Here is an 18737-nt window from a genome sequence, read left to right on the forward strand (position 1 = left end):
CTCAGGAGTTGGGGCCTCCGGCAAACCCGGCGCGGTTCAAAAGCTGCCGACATCGTTCAGCGCATCAAATGTGAAACAGTTCCCTTGCAGCGCCGATCAATCGACCGTCCAAACGTACGACCGTTTCCCATGGATTTAACCGGAAACCAGAATTTTCGGACAGGCCGTCAAAGCGAACGGCGGGTTAGTTTGGTTCTACACCACGAATACGGCCAGCCCGAACATTCCAATCCCCGCAAGGCCCACGACAGTCCTCCAACTGGTGTTGATATTGTCTTGGAGCACGCTGGTGCAGGCCGTGGCTATTCCGAGCGTGCCAAGAACAGCCACCAAAATCTCATGTGCAAGCAGCATTACGACCCCCGCTCACCGTTCCATACGAGTACTTTAGAATTTGTAAGGCTGCAACTATTCCTCATACTTTACATTTTCTATTACCCGTAAACTTTTGCGTAGGATTGCTCAACCTGTGCCGAATGTTCAAAAGTGTTCACTTGCCCATTAGTAGCCGTTTTTTATTGCGAACGATTCGCGAACTAGTGTTCTCGACTCGACTCTCCAATTTTCCGCCCCATAGTGGGTCGCGGAGAGAGGAGCCATTCGATGGAGAACCTGATCAGTTACAAATTAAAGTTCGAGGATGATGGCGTGGGCGTCGCAAAGACATTGGAGTTTCGAGCTCCCGATGCCGCAGAAGCGCTCATCATCGCCCGAAGCGAAGCGGCAGATCGAAACGTAGAACTTTGGCAGTCGGACCGACGCCTCTGCCAACTCAGAAGAACCCGGCAGGAGGTGTGGACCATCACGCCCTGCTCGGTTTCCAGCATTACGGGTGTGCCAGCTTAGGGGCCAGACGTTCACTTCCTGAGGCTTTAGCTGACCACCGCAATTTGGCCATTACTTGGACCCGTTAGTCTGCTTCCCCTTGCAGGCTGGACGACCAAGGGTAGCTGCTGACATGCCCTTGGCGGACCCGTCGTGAGTACACATCATCATACCAGTGCATCCACGGCGGGTTCGGTGCATTAAGCACCAGTGAGCATCGGCTCTGCCCGCCACCGGCGGCCCAAAACGATCTATCGTGACGACCCGACCGAGCCATGGGTTCGATTGAACAATGGAAGAAGGGGCAGGACTGAAACCCTGCCCCTTCCCTACAACGCACTGACCTAGCGCACTGACCTAGTGCCACATGCGCTGCACACCCCTTCGCGGAAAGGAGCGGCGCTTTTTTAGCGCATACCTGGCCCTGGACAACCTCATTTAGTCGCCCTCGCTTCGGAGTATACAGACATGACAGGGTCGCGTGCGCGGGGTTTTGTTACCGCGATGACGCTGCTCTGCAACTTCGGCCGACCTAAGCCCTGGGTCCAGTCAATTGTGCGCGGCAAGGGGAACGGTTACGTCGCGCTTTTGTGAAGCCTGTGGCGCGCCATCAGTGAGAGCCCAAAGCAGACCATGGCGGGCCATTAATCCCGCAGATATCCACTCGGGAAAACTCACCGCAGCACCCGCCGGAAGGGTAGCATTACCCTCCGGTTGCCTCACCGCTAACCCCGACTTCGCCGGCCTTCAGCCAAGCGAAGCGACTGCCAACAGTGATCGAACGTTCAGCGCAAAAGCGGCATTTCAACCATTTAATCAGAAACCAACCTTTCCGGAGCCGACGGCATAGCTGCCACTATCCCTCAACATACTTGGCAAGGTTGGCGAGAGGGGATGCCATGCCAACCTCGTGATCCACCTCGTTAATGCCGTCAGGAGGGTTGTTCGCACAGATTGTGACGTCCGTTACACCTCCTGCCGATGTAAGCGTCCACGTCATCATCATAGCACTTGCAACGGAGGAGTCCTGAGATTCGAATTCAAAGCGTTGCCGTACCATAACGTTTGGAATCAGGGCCAGAAACTCGCCCATTACGGAGTCGGTCGTCAGTGACGATTTTCGCGTCCCCTTTGCTCCGGGTGTTTCGAAGATCAGCGTCATTCGAAATGCTCCACCCGCCCACGGTTCCAACGCCTCCACCAATCGCCGGGCGCCCTCCGGTGGAAGCCATTCCTGAACTGCGGCAGGGTTTGTAAGAGCGCGATAGATTCGGTCTGCGGGCGCAAACATCCAGCGCGATGCTCGATCTATCCTCATGGATCGTTTCTGCGCCAGTAGCCTCTTCGGTTCAATGGCGGCGCGCCCTGACTTTGCCGACCTTGAACACGCCCGGTCGTTGACCAAAAATCAGCCATTCGTTACCGGGTCCAACCGCATGAACGTATGACCGTATTGAGAAGCCGATTTGAGGCTCCCAACGGCGGCATTGCCGGCTGCAGCGATCGACGGAACGAAGCGCGTGGAATGGCCGGTATTGGCTAAAGCCGACGTACCGCCACTGCCTCGGCACGGCGAGAGTTGGTCGGATCCGGAATCTGCCCCGCAACATCAAAATGCCTGTTCAGCCATATCGCGCCTCCGCAGCCAACGTTTCGGATCAGCCCCCTCGCCTCACATGAATCTTTGAAAAATTTGGGCTTGTCTCGATTCCGTCATCAGTCCATTCTGCAAATGTTCCCGTAAACAGAACGGGAATGGGGCGTGGAAACCCCTTCACCTTGCTCGGCACTCAGCTTTTTGAGGCCGGGTGGCATGCGCGCATGTCCAGCCGGCTTGCCGGTAAAGGCGCATGCGCCTGTGGTGAACAGGTTTCCAACATCCGGCTTTGGCCGTCGCCCCGAGTGGACATAGGCGCGACGCATGGACCAGAGCTGCAGACGGCAAGAGTTTAAGAACGCAAATGCCAGCCTCGCCGGGGCCGCGAACTGATGCGCGCCGGGGGCAACCAGGAAGGTTCCATCCGGCTGCCCCGGCCCGACGAGGCATGGAGTGACTCTTCCGCGTTCGATGACATCTATCGCAGCGAGGCCCCTGCCCTCGTGCGTTTCCTTCGCTCGAAGCTCAAATCCCAGTGCGATGCCGAGGACCTGGCTCACGAGGCCCTCGTTCGTTTCCTTCGCGCCGCCGACCAAACGCAAATCCAGACCCCGCAGGCTTACCTGCGACGCATAGCCACCAATCTCCTGATTGACCGGGCCGAACGCGGGGCGACCAAAATCACCGACCGATCTGTGGAACTGGCCGATGCCAGGGATCTCACTGCCCCTGACGACCAGCATCGCGACCTGGTCGGACGGGAGGAACTGGACCATTTCAACGAGGTATTACGCAAACTGAAGCCGCGAACGCTCAAGATTTTCCTGCTCAGCCGCGTCGAGGGGTACACCTACAAGCAGATCGCCCGTAAGCTCGGCATGACGGTATGGGGCGTCAAATGGCATATGCTTAGAGCAATCGAACATGTTGACCGGCATCGGGGCGAGCGATGAGCATCGCCTCCTGGTTCTCTCGCACGCGCAGGATCGAGCGGCAGGCGTCGCGCTGGGTCATGCTCATGATCGACGACCCACACCGGTATGGACCGCGGGTGAAGCGATGGATGGAGCGCAGCCCGGAGCACCGCGCCACCTATAGCCGGATGGTCGCGGGCCTGGGACGCGCCGGAACTGCGGCCAGGATGCTTCCAGAACTGCAGGACGCAGTCGCACCCAAACAGGCTCCGGCCATCTGGCATCCTGGAACGCCTTTGGCCTTGGCCGCCCTGGCCCTTCTCGCTGCCGCAGGCATGGCGGTCTTTCTACAGTTAAAGGCCGCAAAACCGTATCCCGAACCGACGGACGTGGAAAGTATCTCCTACTCCGCGCCTGGCCAGAAAACGGTCGAACTTGCCGACGGGTCGCATGTCATCCTGTTTGGTTCGACGAGGCTCGTTACCCATTTCAGCGCGAAGGAACGGCGCATCGATCTGCTGGCCGGTCGAGCCCGGTTCGACGTCAAGCACGACGCCTCACGCCCCTTCGTTGTCATGGCGCAGGGTGGCAGCGTCACGGCACTGGGTACCGTGTTCGAGGTTGAGGTGGGGCAACAGGTAGCGGTTCACTTGCTCCGCGGTCGTATTCGTGTGGTCATGCCCAAGGCGGCTCCGGATCGCAGCCCGCGCAATGTCATACTGACGCCGGGGCAAAACGTCTCTTACGCGCCGGACATCCGAGCCGATGCCAGCATCCGGCATGATGCGCGTGTTGCATCGTCTGCGGACGCCACCGACCAGCAAATGGATAGCCAAACCTTCGACGACGTACCGGTCTCCACGATCATCGCCGCCGTGAACCGACAATCCGCAGTGCAAATCGAACTGGCCGATCCCGCCATCGGTCAGGAAAAAATCTTCGCCCAGATAAATTTTTTGAGTGCAGATTCCGTGGCCCGCAAACTGGCGCAAATCCTCGACCTTTCGATAGATCGCAGCCGCCCCGGACGGCTTCGTCTGATCAAAGCCAACTAACCACTTTTCGCGCCTCCCGGTCTCCCCCCGTTGAAGCCGCCCTTTTGGAAGCGGCGGATCAACAGGGGGTTAGACATGAGAGCAAATCACGCAGTTCTTCTGGCCGGTGCGGCCCTTCTCGCACTGGCGACCACGGAAGCAGCCTGCGCACAGGATAGGGGCGCGCAAACCTACGACATCGCCGAACAGGACCTCAAATACGCCCTTGGCGCCGTAGCGCGCCAGGCCGGCCTCGAACTGGTCGTGCGCAGCGAAGCGATCCAGGGGAAGCGGGCCATTGCCCTCCACGGAAACTACACCCCGCGCGAGGCGATCGAGAAACTCCTGCGCGGCAGCGGCCTTCGCGCGGAAATCCGCGACGGCACGATTTTCGTGAGCGAGATTGCCGCTTCAGGCCCGACCGGCATCAGCTCCGCCGAGACAACTTCAGAAATCCTCGTCACGGGATCGCGCGTGCGCGGCGCGCCAGTCGCATCGCCCACCATCAGCATCACCCACGCTGACATGGTCAATGCGGGCCAAACCCGCATGGCCGATGTGGTGCGCGATATCCCGCAGAATTTCGGGGGCGGAACCAATCCGGGAATCGGTTTTGCTGTCCCCGAATCGAAGGGCAACAGCCTGGGCAGCGCCTCCTCGATCAACCTACGCGGTCTGGGTTCGGACGCCACGCTGACGCTGCTCAACGGCCACCGGCTGACCTACAATGCGGCCGATCAGGGCATCGACATCTCCGCCATTCCGCTCGCGGCTGTGGAGCGTATCGAGATCGTGGCCGATGGCGCTTCGGCGCTCTACGGCTCGGATGCGGTTGGCGGCGTTGCCAATATTATCCTCAAGTCCGATTACGATGGCGTCGGGATCAGCGCGCGCATTGCAGGATCGACCGAGGGCGGCGGCTTCCAGCAGCAATACGGCGCGACGGCAGGACAGGTCTGGAATTCGGGCGGGGTGATCGTCGCCTACGAATTCGAACGCGACAATGCGCTCATGGGGAGACACCGGGACTACACCAAGGACCGCCCCGCCCTCACCCTGTTCCCGTCCATCAAGCGCCACAACGTCCTTGTGAGCGCGCACCAGGAACTGACGAGTTCGCTGACCTTCTCGGTCGATGCCCTCTACAACCGGCGTCGAACCGAGCGCAGCTACGCCTCGACGACTGATCCTGATTTTCAGGTGGCAGGCAACTACCGGCGGGACAAGTCGAGCGCCTATGCCATCGCGCCCGAACTGGCCCTCGACCTTGGCGCCACGCGCCTCACGCTTTCCGGCATGTATGGCGTCGACAGGACGCACTACCTCGCCAATGTCTACCGCGGCGGCGGCCTTATCTTCCAGTCGGCAGGGTGCTACTGCAATAAGGCCCAGGCAATCGAGCTATCGGGCGAGACACGGCTGTTTGCTCTTGGCGGCGGGGATGCCCGGATCGCCTTTGGCGCGGGATACCGCAACAACGACCTTCACGGGTTCCGCACCCTCGGCGCGGCACAGGACATCCGGGCCTCGCAGGACAGCTACTACGGCTTTGCCGAGTTGAACCTGCCGCTTGTCGGCCCGCAAGACGAACTGTCGTTCCTCCACCGCCTCAATGTAAGCGCGGCCGTGCGCTACGAGGACTATCCGGGCATCGACCGGATCGCGACACCCAAGCTCGGCCTGATCCTGGCTCCCACTCAGGACTTCGAGATCAAGGCCTCGTGGGGCAAATCCTTCAAGGCTCCCACGCTCTACCAGGGCTACAGCGACAAGGTCGCGGTGGTCGATGCCGCAGTCTACTATGGCGGGGGCAGCTACCCCTCGTCGGCCCAGGTGCTGGAAGTTACCGGTGGCAACCCGAACCTGAAGCCGGAACGGGCATCGACCTGGACGGTGACATTCGCGGCGCATCCGGTCGCAGTGCCCAATCTCCGCTTCGAGATCAGCTATTTCAATGTGCACTACCGTGACAGGGTACTGCAACCAGTCACCTATCTCTCGCAGGCATTGAGCAACGCCGTCTACGCGGACCAGGTATCCTTCGACCCTTCGGTTGCCGACCAGCAGGCCACGCTCGCCGATGCCCTGTTCTACGACTATTCTCCGGCGGGCTACGATCCTGCCGCGGTCGTCGCCATCGTCACCAACAACTATCAGAACATCGCACGCCAGGTCGTCCAGGGCGTCGATGGATCGCTGCGCTACCAGGCCGATGTCGGCGCGGCGGGCCGCCTGCTGTTCAACGCCTCGGCCTCGTATCTGGAAAGCCGGCAGCAATCGAGCCCGCTGCAGCCCAGCGCCGCCCTTGCCGGCAACATCTTCAATCCGCCCCATCTTCGCGGACGTTTCGGCGTCACCTGGGAGAACGGGCCCTTCACCGCTGCCCTCAATGGAAACTACATCGGCCCGGTCAAGGACATCCGTACTGCGCCCTCGGTTCGCATCGGCTCGATGACCACGTTCGATATCAACCTGCGCTACGAGTGGGGGCCGGGCAACGAAACCCTGAGCGGGCTCAGCATCGGGCTGCTCGTCCAGAATGCGCTCAATACCCGACCCGATCTGATCGACTCGCCCCGGCTTTATCAGGCCCCCTACGATTCGACGAACTACTCGCCGTTCGGGCGGGTGCTGGCCTTGAGCCTTGCCAAGAAATGGTAGCGAACGCCTCCTGCCCGAAGCCGGCGGCCTTGTCCCTTGCCGCCGCTTTCCTCGCGTTCACTGCCACCCCGGGCGCCGCGCAGGCCGGCGTCCGGGGAACCCGGGATCCTTGCGCGGGCGTGCTGGCAAGCCCGTTCGCCTCGCCTTCCCAACGGACCGTCTCTGCCGGGGATCTCGTGAGGCTCAGAGACATTGGCTTCTACACCGGCTTTGCTCGCAAGAGCCCCCTCGGTGTCGCACCGGACGGGCGCAGGATCGGCTACGTGATCACACGGGCCGATCCTGAGAGCAACGCCTGGTGTCAGGCCCTCGTTGTCCAGGATTTAGGTGCGCCTGAACCGCGGGTCGTGGACACCGGCGGCACGTATATTCCCGTCATCCGCTATATTCGCGGCAACCGCACAAACACAGGCGCACCCGATGTGATCCGCCCGGCCTGGTCGCCCGATGGCAAATGGATCGCCTACCGCAAGCGCGTGGACGGCATCACGCAAGTGTGGCGTGTGTGCGCCGATGGCAGCGAAAGTCACCAGGTGACCCACTCGCATGTCGATGTCGCCGACACCGGGTGGTCCCCTGACGGCAAGAGCGTGCTCTTCACCCGTGAGACCGGCGTGCTGGAAGCCGACGAGGCCATAAAACAGGAGGGCCTTGGCGGGTATCACTTCGACGCTCGAACAACGCCCTTCTCGGGGATGGAACCGGCTGTTTCCGGACCACGACCGCTCGAATACCTCGCGGTCGATCTCACGACCGGCAAGGTCCGCCCTGCCACCGAAAACGAGAGGCACATTCTGGGAGAGCCAACTTTCGAGGGCCTTCCGGCCGGTTCCTCGAATGTCACGCAAAGCCGCGACGGCACCCTTATCTGGACCACCGCCAGCGACCCGAAACTCTTGATGAGTCCCCGGACCATCTGGCTCAAAAATTCTGGCGGGCCGGCTGTCGCATGCACCGCGCCCGCCTGCCGCGACATGAAGCGCGATGTCGAAGCGCTGTTCTGGGACGGCACCGCCGTGCTTTTCCTGAAGCGGGAAGGTTGGGCGGACGCCAGGACCGTACTCTACCGATGGGCGCCCGGAGCCGCCGCGCGCCGCCTTCTCGAAACCGAGGATATCCTGATGGGCTGTACGCTCACGGGAAAACACCTGCTGTGCGCCCGCGAAGGCACGCGCCAGCCCCGCCGGATCGTCAGCATCGACACCCGCACGGGAAAGGAGACGGTGATCTACGACCCGAACCCGGTCTTCCAGCACTTGAGGCTCGGGCGGACCAAGCGCCTCTACTGGCGTAATCGTTATGGTTTGCCGGCGTTCGGGGATCTCGTGCTGCCGCCGGGCTATGCCGGCAATAAGCCGCTTCCCCTCATCGTCGTCCAATACATCACCCGGGGTTTCCTGCGAGGCGGCACGGGCGATGAATATCCGATCTGGCTATTCGCCGCCCATGGCTTTGCGGTGCTGAGCGTGCAGACCCCGCCGATGTTCCACGAAAGCCTGCCTGCCGGCACGGCGCGAACCTGGCAGGAGGCCGAAGCCGCCGACACCAAGGGTTGGCGCGAGAGGTGGAGCACCCTTACCTCGGTGCTGGCGGGAATTGCCGCGGCGAAAAAGGAAGTGCCCATCGATCCTGCGCGCATTGGCATTACCGGCCTTAGCGATGGGGCAACCACGGTGCAGTTCGCGCTGGTCAACGCGCCCAATACGTTCGCAGCCGCGGCCGTATCATCGTGTTGCATGGGGCCGGTGTCCATGCGCGTGACCGGTGGGCCGGCCTTCTATGCGCAGCTGCGCGGCGCAGGCTATCCCTCGCTGGCGAAGGACGATCCGGCCTTCTGGAAGGCGCTGTCGCTGGCCGAGAATGCCGGGCGGATCAGGGTCCCACTGCTCATGCAGCTCGCCGATCACGAAGCCCTGCTGGGGCTCGATGCCTACACGCTCCTGCACGATCACGGCGCTCCAGTGGACCTCTTCGTGTTTCCGGGAGAATATCACACCAAGGCACAGCCCGCCCATCGCCTCGCCATCTACGAGCGCAACCTGGCCTGGTTCGATTTCTGGCTGGGCGAACTTGGCGGACCGGACGTACCGCAATCGGATGATGTGCGGCGCTGGCGCGAAATGCGGGAAAGCCTGGCAACAACCCACACGCCCTGATGGCCGTCAGGTCGCACTTTGCTGCCGAGACAGAACACTGCGCGCCCACATCTCGACATCGAGCAATTTCAGGATGCGCAAGGACGCCTGCCCCGTCAGCGGCGCATTGCCGTCGAGGGCGGCAGCGAGGGCTTCGATATCCAGCAGCCCTCGCCTGGCCAGTTCACCTTGACAGAGCCAATCACGAATCCGGCCGCGATCCCGTTCAAGAACGCGCATCACGAACCCGTCGGGACCGCCCTTTTCGCGGCGATCGAGGATTTCAGGAGGAAGGCGATCGGCAAAGGCCCGCCGCGCGATCCAGCGATCGCGCCCGCCCCGGCACCACAGCGATGCCGGGATGCGCAGGCACAGTTCGACGACTGGTTGGGCCAGCAGCGGGGAGATGATGGGGCGGTCCCGCTCGCGCGCCAGGCCTTCGAGATGGTTCTGGATGTTCATGATCGAGGCGATGTGCCCGGCCTTTCCCGGTGCCGCCCCACGCGGGGCAACGAGCCAGGGATGATCGAGGCGTGCCGGAGAACTATTCCTGATCCGCTCGCTCAGGAAGGTCAGATCGCGCGGCCAGCGAAAGCCGGGGGAGCGCAGCCAGGCCCGCCGCATGGCTTTGCCCAAGACATGGAGCACACTGGTTTGCCCTAGGCGCGCTAGGTCGCGGGCGGTTACCAGGGCCGCGAGCGGTTCGCCCCGCCGCAGATGATCGGCGGCCGGAGCCGCGGAAAGGAGGTAGCAGAACACATTGTCCCCGCCGCCGCCACCGAGGTAAGCCCCTGCCCCGACTTCATCGGCCAGCTGCTGGCAGGCCCGGTCGATCGACTGCGCGAAGCCGCGTGAAATCGGGCGCGGCAGGTGCGCGCTGTCGCATCGCGTCAGATCCACCGAATCGATATCCTCGAACCTTTCGACGAGCGGCGCACCGCAGGCCCTGGCCATCGCCTGCGCATAGCGCCGTTCATCGCCCAGCGGTTCCTGCGTTGCCATGGTGAGGCCGGTGAAGCGCGCGCCGATCGTTGACAGACTGGCCGCCACGATCGAGGAATCGAGCCCGCCCGACAGGGTCAGCACCATGTGCTCGTAGGGCAAGGTCAGCGACCGAACGCATTGCACGATCGTTTTGCGCAGGAGCGAGGCCGCCTGCTCCTCGTCGAAGATCTGCCTATCGCGCGCCGAGAAAGTCCAGGGCGACCATAGTGCATCGATCGCCGGATGCTCGGCGTGGATGGACAGACGCTCTCCACCGAGCAGTTCGGTCAGCCCGCGAATGCAGGTTCGTGCCCGTCGCAGTTGGCTCGCCTGGAGATGGACGGCGAGTTCCTCCCAGTCGATGTACAGGGGCAGTGCCCCGCACTGGCTGGCAATGTCGATGTCCGAGGAGATGACCGTCACACGGTCCTGCAAGTGGTAATAGCAGGGCATGCAGGCAGAGGGTTCGCGGATGACGGAAATCTCACTGCCTTCACCGCGCACGACAAACGCGACATATCCGCCCCAGAACTCGCGCACCAGCGAGGCGCCGGCGGATTTCAGAACAGCGTCGCAAGCCAAAGACTTGAGCGTAGCCAGGCTGGTGTCGCCAAGGCCGGAAAAGACCTGCCCGAGCAGGATCACCTCACCCTCGCTGGTAACCGAAGTCACGACCGGGCAGCCGGTCACCATGCGCAGGCGACCTGACGAGATCATACGGGCATCAGGACCCAGGAGGCGCTGCGCGCGCTTAATCGCATCATCAATCTCGGGCGACTTCCATCCAGGATGCGGCAGGATCCAGGCGATGTAGCGCGGTCGGCTCATACGGCCAGGATCGGCGTAAACTGGAGAACGCGCTCGAGGCTATCGTTGAGGAGCGTATCTCTGGCCTGGACCCAGGCATGGGCCTGGAAAGGATTGATCGCAACGCCGATCACGAGCTCGCAGGCGTGTCCCCTGCCACGCAGCGTACCGGCGAGCGCCAGCGAACGGGACAGGCAATTGCGCAAGGGCGTGACCAATAGCCCCGCCGCTTCGAAAGCCCAGCAGATCCGCCTCGCATCCTCGGAAATGTTCATTTCGACATCGTACTCGAGCCGGCATGCCGATAGCTCGTTGACGAGACCAGAGAGCGGGCGCGTCTTCAGCTCATGCTGGGAGCGCTTGAGAGCCCAGGCCGCGCGCGCCTGCCGCCACGCTCCGACGGGCAACCGCTCTGCGTCGAGCAGACTTGTCGCAGGATGAAATGCAGGCTTGAAGGGCAGAATCGAACCCTGCCCGCTTACCTGCTCCAAAATGCCATCGCGCACCAGGCCATCCAGTATCGCGGGATCTCCATCCTCCGGAGGGCGCTCGTCCATAAGCCGTAAGAAGGCCACTTCGGAGGTAACGGAAAGGCCAAAATACCGGTCGCTGCGAAGATCGAGAAAGATGGCGCGTTCACCGAGACGGGCAAACGAAACGCCTTGTGCCAGAACCAGGCCCATGCCCACGCCCCTTGTGGAGCGGTGCGCCCCCGAAGGTGCGCACCGCGGGTAGAAGTCAGTTGTCGGAAATGCCGGTCTGGATCCGAAGACCGACCTGGTCGGCAGCAACGTCGCCGTTGCCCTCGGTGCGTTCGCTGACCGCGCCGAGTTCGATCACACCCTCTTCGATGTGCTGGGTTTCACGTTCCATGGGAACCTCCTTCAGTCTGCCGCGGGATTGCGGCCTGAAGGATGCTATGCCCGGGCGTGCATATACCCGATCACATAAGTTCCCAATCTGGGAGGGATGGCGGGGGCATGCCTATAGCCGATCCCAGACACCCTAAAACGCCCGTCTTTCAAGGGACATAAATAGCGCGGACAATGGAAGGCACCCGCCGTAGCCGGCGTCTGTGATAGGCGCGTATCGCCGCGATCGCGGTCGAAGCCGGACCGGAACTCAGAGCGCTCCAGACCGTCACGAGCTCAGCTGAACGATCACCGAGTTGCCCTTCGTGTAGGCGCGCGAGGTGGAGTCGGCTGCCGATAGCCTCGATTGCCGCGCCATGTTCGCCATTACGTGACGAACGACCTACCACTGCGAATAGGTCGCTCGTAGCCTGGACAATGGCTTCGGGATCGTCGTCGCGCAGCGCCAGCAGGCGTGGCAGCAGATCTTCTGCGTCAGCGCCGGAATCGCGGTGCCGCAAGGCAAGGCGCACGACGTCCTGGTGCCATGCATAAAGGTTTGCAAGGGCACTGGCTTCGAAGTGCGGGACCTCGAACCCTCCCCCTGCCTGGTGGTGCAACAGCCTTTCAGCGGCAAGGCGCTGCATGGCATCGCGCACCGGCGAAATGCTGGTTCCGAATTCCTGGGCGATGCTTTGCGAAATGACCGGTGTTCCGGGCCGGAACCGGCCGTGCATCACCTCACGCTTCAGGCGCTGGTAGGTGAGTTCGGCGGTAACCGGCTCTGGCGCCACGCGCGAAAACCTCAGGTGCCTGCCGCCGACGGCGGATGATCGCCGGCAGGCCGGACCTGCTTGCCCAGTGTTTCCAGATAATAGTCGCCGATGCACTTGATCGTGTGATCCTTGAGGCCGGCAAAGTGATCGACAATGAAGCCTACCGGGAACTTCATGTCGCTCTCCATGAACAGGAGCGGCACGAGAAGGTAGGAGACAGGCAGGCCGAGCGCTGCCGCGCACTTGATGTGCAGATCGATGGTCGAGCGAGGATTGCCCGCTTCAATCTCGCGAATCCAGCGCGCACCAATGCCGATCGTGCCGGCCAGTTGACGCTGCGTGATGCGTGCATGCTTGCGCCGCTCCTCGATGGTTCTGCCGGACAGCAGCTTCATCTCGTCCAGCAATTCATGGCCGCTTTGGGCACTGAGATATCGGGACATGTCCAGGACTCCCTGAAAACCGCCCAAAAAGGTTCGGAGCTTGGCCCGACAATCTCTATTGCTGGTGTCTTATACGCCGACGGTCAAATACAACAGTTTCCAAATTGAGAAGAACTTGTGCACACACTCTTTTGAAGAGGCCACAAGAACCGCTTTAAACATGCAAGACAGGCAAGAAACGGCGATTTCACAATTTTAATCGGGAATGCGTCTTGAGCAACCGGCTGTCGTCCGTTGCTTCAAAGCCCAGGAGTCCGGCGATGTAGAGGTCCCGCACCGTAGGGACTGCGGCAAAATCGGTAGATTCGCCCAACCTTGCACGGATCGCATCCATGCGCTCGGCAAGTTGCGGGGTGGCCCCCACGAAGTGCGGCGTGCTCCCGCAGCTGCGAGCGAAGCGCTGCGTAACGAGTTCGGCCGCGATGTCACAAGGGGCAAGCCCGTCCAGCACGCTCACGGCAACGCCCAGTGTCTGCCCATAGGGAATGAACGCGCCGACAAGGCCGGCAAGGCGGCAATGGCAGGCAAGGTACAGCGACACGCCATCCGCGGACAGCATCAGCTTGTAGGTTCTCGATTTGCGCATCGTGCTGTGACCTCCCGTCAGCGATTCGCCGCTTCTTCCTCTGTTGAGACGCTCCTGGCCGAAAATCGGGCAGTTCAGGCTGTGCGCTGCGCAAAATAATGGGTGCTTTCAGGGCCCATGGCGGAACTCCAGTGCCGATGTGGGCGCCTGAGTGCCCCGACAGGGTCTTGTGTGCCCTCGTCCTTGCAGCACGCCCCCACTCATCGTCATGACAATGGTCGACCCACAGGGAACGGAACGGCCTGGCCCGACAGCCCCGGCTTACCGCCACAGCCCTGGTTCAATCACCGATGATCCCCCGTTCGTTTTCGAAGCGGGAACGTTCCCGCGAAAGGAGGCCTCGTGCCCGATGCCCGACCCCATGCGCATGGCACTTCTCGCGATGCTCCCCTTGATGCCGCTCTCGGCGTGCAACCTGGCCGCGAGGTTGGATCCGCCACCGCCCATCCGCCCGCCAAGCCGCATCGTTGCCACCTCGCATGGCTTCGCGATCGAAAGGATCGGCCCTGATGACGAGCGGCATTCCAGCGCAGCGCTGGTCCCGCTCGGCCGCACGATCCGCCTCGATCCGGCGCTCCTCCCGTTTCCCTCGTCCTTTCCCATCAGGAGCACGCCCCATGCCCCTTCCCCGCAAAACGATCCAACGCAGGCGTTCGGTGACAGCCACGATGCTGGTTCTCAGCCTGATCGGTACGACGCCATCCCTCGCCCAGACAGAACCGGCAACGACCGGTAGCGATGTCCAGATTCTGAGCCAGGCGGCACAGGCCGCCCAGCGCCAGCTCCACCAGACCTTTACCAACCTTACATTCGAGGACTTCGGCCCCGCCCCGATCAAGGGCGCGATCTACCAGGCCTTGGCCGGCGGGCGCGTGATATACTATGCCCCGGCGAGCGGCCACATCGTCTTCGGCACGGTCTACGACAGGGACGGTCTCAACGTGACCGCGCTGGCCCAGGAGGCCAGCGCCAGGAAGCGCTTCAAGCTCATTGATCCGAACAAGGCTCTGGCCATCGGCCCGATCGAAGCACCCACCGTGATCGAGTTCACCGATCCCGACTGCCCCTATTGCCGCGCGCTTGACCGGTTCTGGGCGGCCAAGGCCGCCGAAGGCAAGCCGGTGCGCCGCCTCATCTATTTCGTGAGCAAGATCCACCCGCAATCCGCGGCGAAGGCCGAGCATATCCTGTGCTCGAAGGATCAGGCCGCCGCCTTCCAGGCGATCTACGCCGGTACCGATCCGCAAACGCTACTGACCTGCGAGGCAGGCAAGGCGCGCGTTGCCGAGGATGCCGCACTGGTCGAGGCGATGGGCATTGGCGGGACGCCGACGCTTATCGCCGGCGGCAAGCTTATCTCAGGCTTCCGGCAGGCCGAGCTCGAGGCCTTCCTCGACGGCAAGCAGGCCGGGCATTCTGCCGACAGCGGGAGCCGCGACAATGCCGCGCGCTGACCTGCAACACCCCTATCTGGCGGACGCCAGCTGCCCGGCCTTCGATGCCGCGGCGCGGCGGACCGGAATGCCGGCACGCGCGGCGCTCATGGAGCCGCCCACCGCACGCGCCGGCAGGCAGCGATATTCCATCGATGCCGAAAGGCTCATGCCCGGGCGGCTCCCATCTGATGGAGCACAAACGATGATCCCAAAACTCGGGCGCAATGCCCTCGCCATCCCCAATGCGATCGCTAATCTCGGCGTACCCCTCGCCCTCATGGTGCTCTTCAGCACCGGCGCCCACGCCTTCACGGCCCCTGCCACAGGCGATCTTGGCTACGACATCTACGACATCGTCGTGAACAAGGGCGTCAAGGGCCCGCTCGGCTTTGTCGGCGGCGTCGCCGCCTTCCTCTTCGGCGTCTCGCGGCTCTTTTCCAACGTCATGGTCGGCATCCCGACCATCGTTGCCGCGGTGTGCCTGATCAAGTCGGACACCATCCTCCAGACCTTTGGAATGGTGATCTGACATGCGGTGCGCGGACCTTTCGGGTTTTCCCCTTGGCCCGAGGGGCCCGCGCACCGCGCCCCGGACCGAAGGCCGATGGTCGGCCTTTGGAAAATGGCGCCTGGCGACAGGTGTCATGAAGCAGGAGGAGAAGGGCATTGGACGAACGTCTGCCCCAGTATCTGCACGGCCCGGTCCAGATCCTATGGTTCGGCTCGGACGAGTTCATTCTGGTCATGTCGACGATCTTCGTTGCCGCCATCGTCGGCGGGGTCGTCGGATGGACGCTCATCGGCGCCCTTCTCCTTTTCATCCCCTGGAAGCGGGCCCGCCCGCGCGGCTTCCTCTCCCATCTCGCCTGGCGCTGGGGCCTCGTGCGCTTTGCCCACTACCCGGGTCCCACCCAGACCCGTTTCTTCGAGTGAGACCGACAATGGCGCTGTTTCGCAATGGCATTCGAGGCAACAAGGATGCGGGCTCGCGGCCCGACCCACTCGCGGGCAAGCCCGCCAGCTTTGGCATCCATCGCTACCTGCAAGGCTCGGCCAACCTCTTCGAGGAAAACCGGCTCCTGAAGTTCGCGATTTGCGGAACGCTGGGGGTGACGGCGGTGCTGGGCATGCTGCTCTACACCACCAACCAGAACCAGCGCACGGTGATCGTGCCATTCGGTGCGGGCGGCGATCTCTACGTCACCGGCAATACGCCCTCGCCCGGATACCTGCACACCATGACCCGCAACGTGGTCAGCCTTGCCGGGACCTATTCGGCCTACAGCGCCGATCGGCAGTTCCAGGAACTGCTGAGCCTTGCGCATCCCAGCGCTTACAACGGCCTTCGCGACAGCTTCAACGCCATTCTCGACGAGCTCGCGAGCAATCCGACGCTCTCGATCGCGACCTACGTCCGGACCGATCAGCCCGTGACCTGGACCAAGACCGAGATCGTGGTGCCCGTCGAGAAGGTGCGCATCATCGGCGGGGTCGTACGCAAGTTCCGGGGCAATTTCCGGATCGGTTACGCGATCGACAATGGCCGCTTCTGGCTCACCCGCCTTTCCGAGGAAAAGTTCGATGCCGAAACCCACTAGGCGCAGCCCAAAGCGCGTGGGCGGCACCGCGCTGCTCGCCGCCGTCATGATCGCGGCGCCCACCTCCGCGCCGGCGCAGACCATGATGGCCCTGCCCGACCAGACGAGCACCATTCGCCTCTCCAACCGCGACATCAACCATGTGGTCTGCGAGGGCGGCGAGATCGAGGACGTGCGCTTTTCCGCGGAGAAGGCGATCGCGGTTGAAAAGGCCGGATCGGACGCCTGGATCAAGTTCCTGGTGAAGGAAATCGATGAGCTGGGCGCCGTCACGCGCAGCTATGTGTCCACCCCTTCGGAATTCTTCGTCTCGTGCAATGGCGCGATCTACACGCTCTATGCCGAACCTTCGGACATTCCGGCGCAAACCGTGACCCTGGCCCCGGGGCGCCCCCAGCGCGCAAAGGCCAACGCCGATCTGCTGGGCCCCCTGGTCGAGGAAGAACGCGCGGTTTCTATCAGCCTTGCCATGCTGCAGGACCGGCTGCCCGCAAGCTTCGCCGAAGTGGCGCCTGCCTCGGGCACGATCGCACTACCCGCCCTGCCCGGCACTGCACTGACCGAACGCCGACGCGTCGCGATCGAAGGCGCCGGGCTTTCAGCATCGGAATACCTTGTCAGCCCGGCGGCAAGCGTGACGCTCGACGAACGCAGCTTCCTCGACCGGAGCCTTGGCGTGAACATCTTCGCGGTCACGCTCGACCGGCTTGTCCTCAAGGCCGGCGAGTCCGCGCGCCTCGTCGTCATCCGCAGGGGAGAGGCGCAATGAGCAATGACATGCGCCGCCCGGGTAACACGCGTCCAGCGCACAGCGGGTCTGAAGGTAAGCCCGAGGGCAGGGAAGCCGACAAGGATATCCGGCCCGACACGAACCTGATGCATCCCTCGCTTGTCGATGTGCTGCGCGCGCGCTGGAATACGCTCGGATCGGGCACGCGCCTTCGCGTCAAGCAGGCAACACTTCTCGGCGCCGTCGGACTGCTGGGCTACGCGCTCTATACCGCCAGCAGCGCGGGCGATGAACCAGAGACCGACAAGCCCGAGGCATCGACCCTCAACATGGGCGCGGGACTTCGCGGCGACAGCCTCGAAGAAAAGCTGCGCGGCGATTTCAAGAAAGTACTCGACGACCAGAAGCTGCTCGGCGACCGGCTCGCCGCGATCGAGGAAGGCAAGGCGCCCGGCCAAACCAAAGCGTCAGGACTTGATGGAGCGGCTAGCGACACCGGCGATCTTCCTCCGGCACTGGATGGCGAGGCTCCGGCCTTTCCGCCGCCGCCCGAAGGCATCCCCGACAACATCACGGTCACACCACCGCTGCCGCCTGCAGCCCCGCCCGCGCCGCCAGTCGAAAAGGTCGTCGGCGCGATCGGCTCGGCGACAAGCCCGGTGCTCGCCAAGGGCACAGAGGGTTCGGCTACGGACTCGAAAAAAAAGAATCGGACGATCTATTTACCGCCTGGTTTCATGAAGGCGCGGCTCCTGACCGGCGTTGATGCCCTGGCAAGCCGCGATGCAACCTCGAACCCCGAGCCGATTATCGCTCGGGTCCAGGCGCCGGCCGTCCTGCCCAATGACGTCAAGGCGAACCTTTCCGGGTGCTTCGTCATCGGCAATGCGACTGGCAGCCTCGCCAAGGAGCGCGTCGAGGTCCAGCTGGTGAGCCTCTCGTGCGTCGACTTCGATGAACATTCCGTGGTCGACCAACCGGTCAAGGGCTTCTTCGTCGATGCCGACGGCAAGAAGGGCCTCTCGGGCCGCGTGGTGACGCGGGCCGGGGCCGCCCTTGCCCGCAGTTTCATAGCCGGCACCATCAGCGGGATCAGCCAGACGGTGGAGAACACCTTCGGCGAAACCTCGACCTCAGCGCTCGGCACGGTGCGCTCGATCGATGCCGCCGATGCCGCGAAAACCGGCATCGCGGGCGGGCTGTCCAGGTCCTCGGACAAGCTCACCGACTTCTACCTCGATCTTGCCCGCCAGGCGGGGCCCATCGTCGAGGTGGGCGCTGCCAAGGACGTGGTCGTCGTCATCCAGGAGGGCGTTTCCCTCGAAATCAAGCCCGGTGCGGGATCGCAATTTTGATGCCC

General features: G+C 62.9%; 19 protein-coding genes. 12 read left to right on the top strand and 7 right to left on the bottom strand.

Annotation, left to right across the window (positions count from 1 at the left end):
- Together LK12_RS25245 and LK12_RS22700 are read left to right on the top strand one after the other, a co-directional pair.
- The coding region (locus LK12_RS25245; RefSeq protein ID WP_231568455.1) for a hypothetical protein at positions 1–444 on the top strand (444 nt) is incomplete at its 5' end.
- Between the two features lie 159 nt (positions 445–603).
- Positions 604–846 (top strand): hypothetical protein, encoded by a 243-nt coding sequence (locus LK12_RS22700; protein WP_231568456.1) that lies wholly within the window; start codon positions 604–606, stop codon positions 844–846.
- Between the two features lie 835 nt (positions 847–1681).
- On the opposite strand, the gene LK12_RS22705 is transcribed toward LK12_RS22700, so the two are convergent.
- Positions 1682–2143, bottom strand: a complete 462-nt coding sequence (locus tag LK12_RS22705; RefSeq protein WP_039290312.1) for an SRPBCC domain-containing protein — start codon at positions 2141–2143, stop codon at positions 1682–1684.
- A 671-nt stretch (positions 2144–2814) separates the two neighbouring features.
- Between LK12_RS22705 and LK12_RS22710 the strand changes: the two genes are divergently transcribed.
- The 4 genes from LK12_RS22710 to LK12_RS22725 all read left to right on the top strand — a co-directional run bounded on the left by LK12_RS22710 (position 2815) and on the right by LK12_RS22725 (position 9187).
- Positions 2815–3375, top strand: a complete 561-nt coding sequence (locus LK12_RS22710; protein ID WP_082010719.1) for an RNA polymerase sigma factor — start codon at positions 2815–2817, stop codon at positions 3373–3375.
- On the top strand, positions 3372–4391 hold the full coding sequence (locus LK12_RS24070) for a FecR family protein (RefSeq protein WP_052223736.1): 1020 nt from the start codon (positions 3372–3374) through the stop codon (positions 4389–4391). The genes LK12_RS22710 and LK12_RS24070 overlap by 4 nt, the downstream gene beginning before the upstream one ends.
- Before the next feature lie 75 nt (positions 4392–4466).
- On the top strand, positions 4467–7031 hold the full coding sequence (locus tag LK12_RS22720) for a TonB-dependent receptor domain-containing protein (RefSeq protein ID WP_039290315.1): 2565 nt from the start codon (positions 4467–4469) through the stop codon (positions 7029–7031).
- Positions 7025–9187, top strand: a complete 2163-nt coding sequence (locus tag LK12_RS22725; RefSeq protein WP_052223737.1) for an Atxe2 family lasso peptide isopeptidase — start codon at positions 7025–7027, stop codon at positions 9185–9187. The genes LK12_RS22720 and LK12_RS22725 overlap by 7 nt, the downstream gene beginning before the upstream one ends.
- Positions 9188–9193: 6 nt before the next feature.
- Here LK12_RS22725 and LK12_RS22730 read toward each other — a convergent pair whose 3' ends face one another.
- From LK12_RS22730 to LK12_RS22750, 6 genes are all read right to left on the bottom strand, one after another.
- Positions 9194–10978 (bottom strand): asparagine synthase-related protein, encoded by a 1785-nt coding sequence (locus LK12_RS22730; protein ID WP_039290318.1) that lies wholly within the window; start codon positions 10976–10978, stop codon positions 9194–9196.
- The gene (locus LK12_RS24075; protein WP_052223738.1) at positions 10975–11640 is read right to left on the bottom strand and encodes a lasso peptide biosynthesis B2 protein; all 666 of its coding nucleotides are present in this window, start codon (positions 11638–11640) and stop codon (positions 10975–10977) included. Before LK12_RS24075 ends, LK12_RS22730 begins: the two co-directional genes overlap by 4 nt.
- Before the next feature lie 55 nt (positions 11641–11695).
- The gene (locus LK12_RS24795; RefSeq protein ID WP_156135592.1) at positions 11696–11830 is read right to left on the bottom strand and encodes a benenodin family lasso peptide; all 135 of its coding nucleotides are present in this window, start codon (positions 11828–11830) and stop codon (positions 11696–11698) included.
- A gap of 148 nt (positions 11831–11978) precedes the next feature.
- Entirely contained in the window at positions 11979–12602 is a 624-nt protein-coding gene (locus tag LK12_RS24080; protein WP_052223739.1) for a GntR family transcriptional regulator, read from the bottom strand.
- Positions 12603–12613: 11 nt separating this feature from the next.
- Complete coding sequence (locus LK12_RS22745; protein ID WP_039290321.1) at positions 12614–13027, bottom strand: helix-turn-helix domain-containing protein; 414 nt, start codon at positions 13025–13027, stop codon at positions 12614–12616.
- Between the two features lie 187 nt (positions 13028–13214).
- Positions 13215–13613: a hypothetical protein gene (locus LK12_RS22750; protein WP_052223740.1), complete on the bottom strand. Its 399-nt coding sequence runs from the start codon at positions 13611–13613 to the stop codon at positions 13215–13217.
- 617 nt (positions 13614–14230) lie between these two features.
- On the opposite strand from LK12_RS22750, the gene LK12_RS22760 reads away from it, so the two are divergent.
- From LK12_RS22760 to LK12_RS22785, 6 genes are all read left to right on the top strand, one after another.
- Positions 14231–15067 (top strand): DsbC family protein, encoded by an 837-nt coding sequence (locus LK12_RS22760; protein WP_231568457.1) that lies wholly within the window; start codon positions 14231–14233, stop codon positions 15065–15067.
- Between the two features lie 184 nt (positions 15068–15251).
- On the top strand, positions 15252–15578 hold the full coding sequence (locus tag LK12_RS22765) for a hypothetical protein (RefSeq protein WP_039290503.1): 327 nt from the start codon (positions 15252–15254) through the stop codon (positions 15576–15578).
- 137 nt (positions 15579–15715) lie between these two features.
- Positions 15716–15982 (top strand): type IV conjugative transfer system protein TraL, encoded by a 267-nt coding sequence (locus LK12_RS22770; RefSeq protein ID WP_039290327.1) that lies wholly within the window; start codon positions 15716–15718, stop codon positions 15980–15982.
- An 8-nt stretch (positions 15983–15990) separates the two neighbouring features.
- Positions 15991–16647, top strand: a complete 657-nt coding sequence (locus tag LK12_RS22775) for a TraE/TraK family type IV conjugative transfer system protein (protein WP_052223741.1) — start codon at positions 15991–15993, stop codon at positions 16645–16647.
- Complete coding sequence (locus LK12_RS22780; RefSeq protein WP_082010720.1) at positions 16631–17416, top strand: type-F conjugative transfer system secretin TraK; 786 nt, start codon at positions 16631–16633, stop codon at positions 17414–17416. The genes LK12_RS22775 and LK12_RS22780 overlap by 17 nt, the downstream gene beginning before the upstream one ends.
- Positions 17413–18732: a TraB/VirB10 family protein gene (locus tag LK12_RS22785; RefSeq protein WP_082010721.1), complete on the top strand. Its 1320-nt coding sequence runs from the start codon at positions 17413–17415 to the stop codon at positions 18730–18732. The genes LK12_RS22780 and LK12_RS22785 overlap by 4 nt, the downstream gene beginning before the upstream one ends.
- Positions 18733–18737: the final 5 nt, after the last annotated feature.

Origin of the sequence: Novosphingobium malaysiense (assembly GCF_000802225.1) — a bacterium.
GTDB lineage: Bacteria > Pseudomonadota > Alphaproteobacteria > Sphingomonadales > Sphingomonadaceae > Novosphingobium > Novosphingobium malaysiense.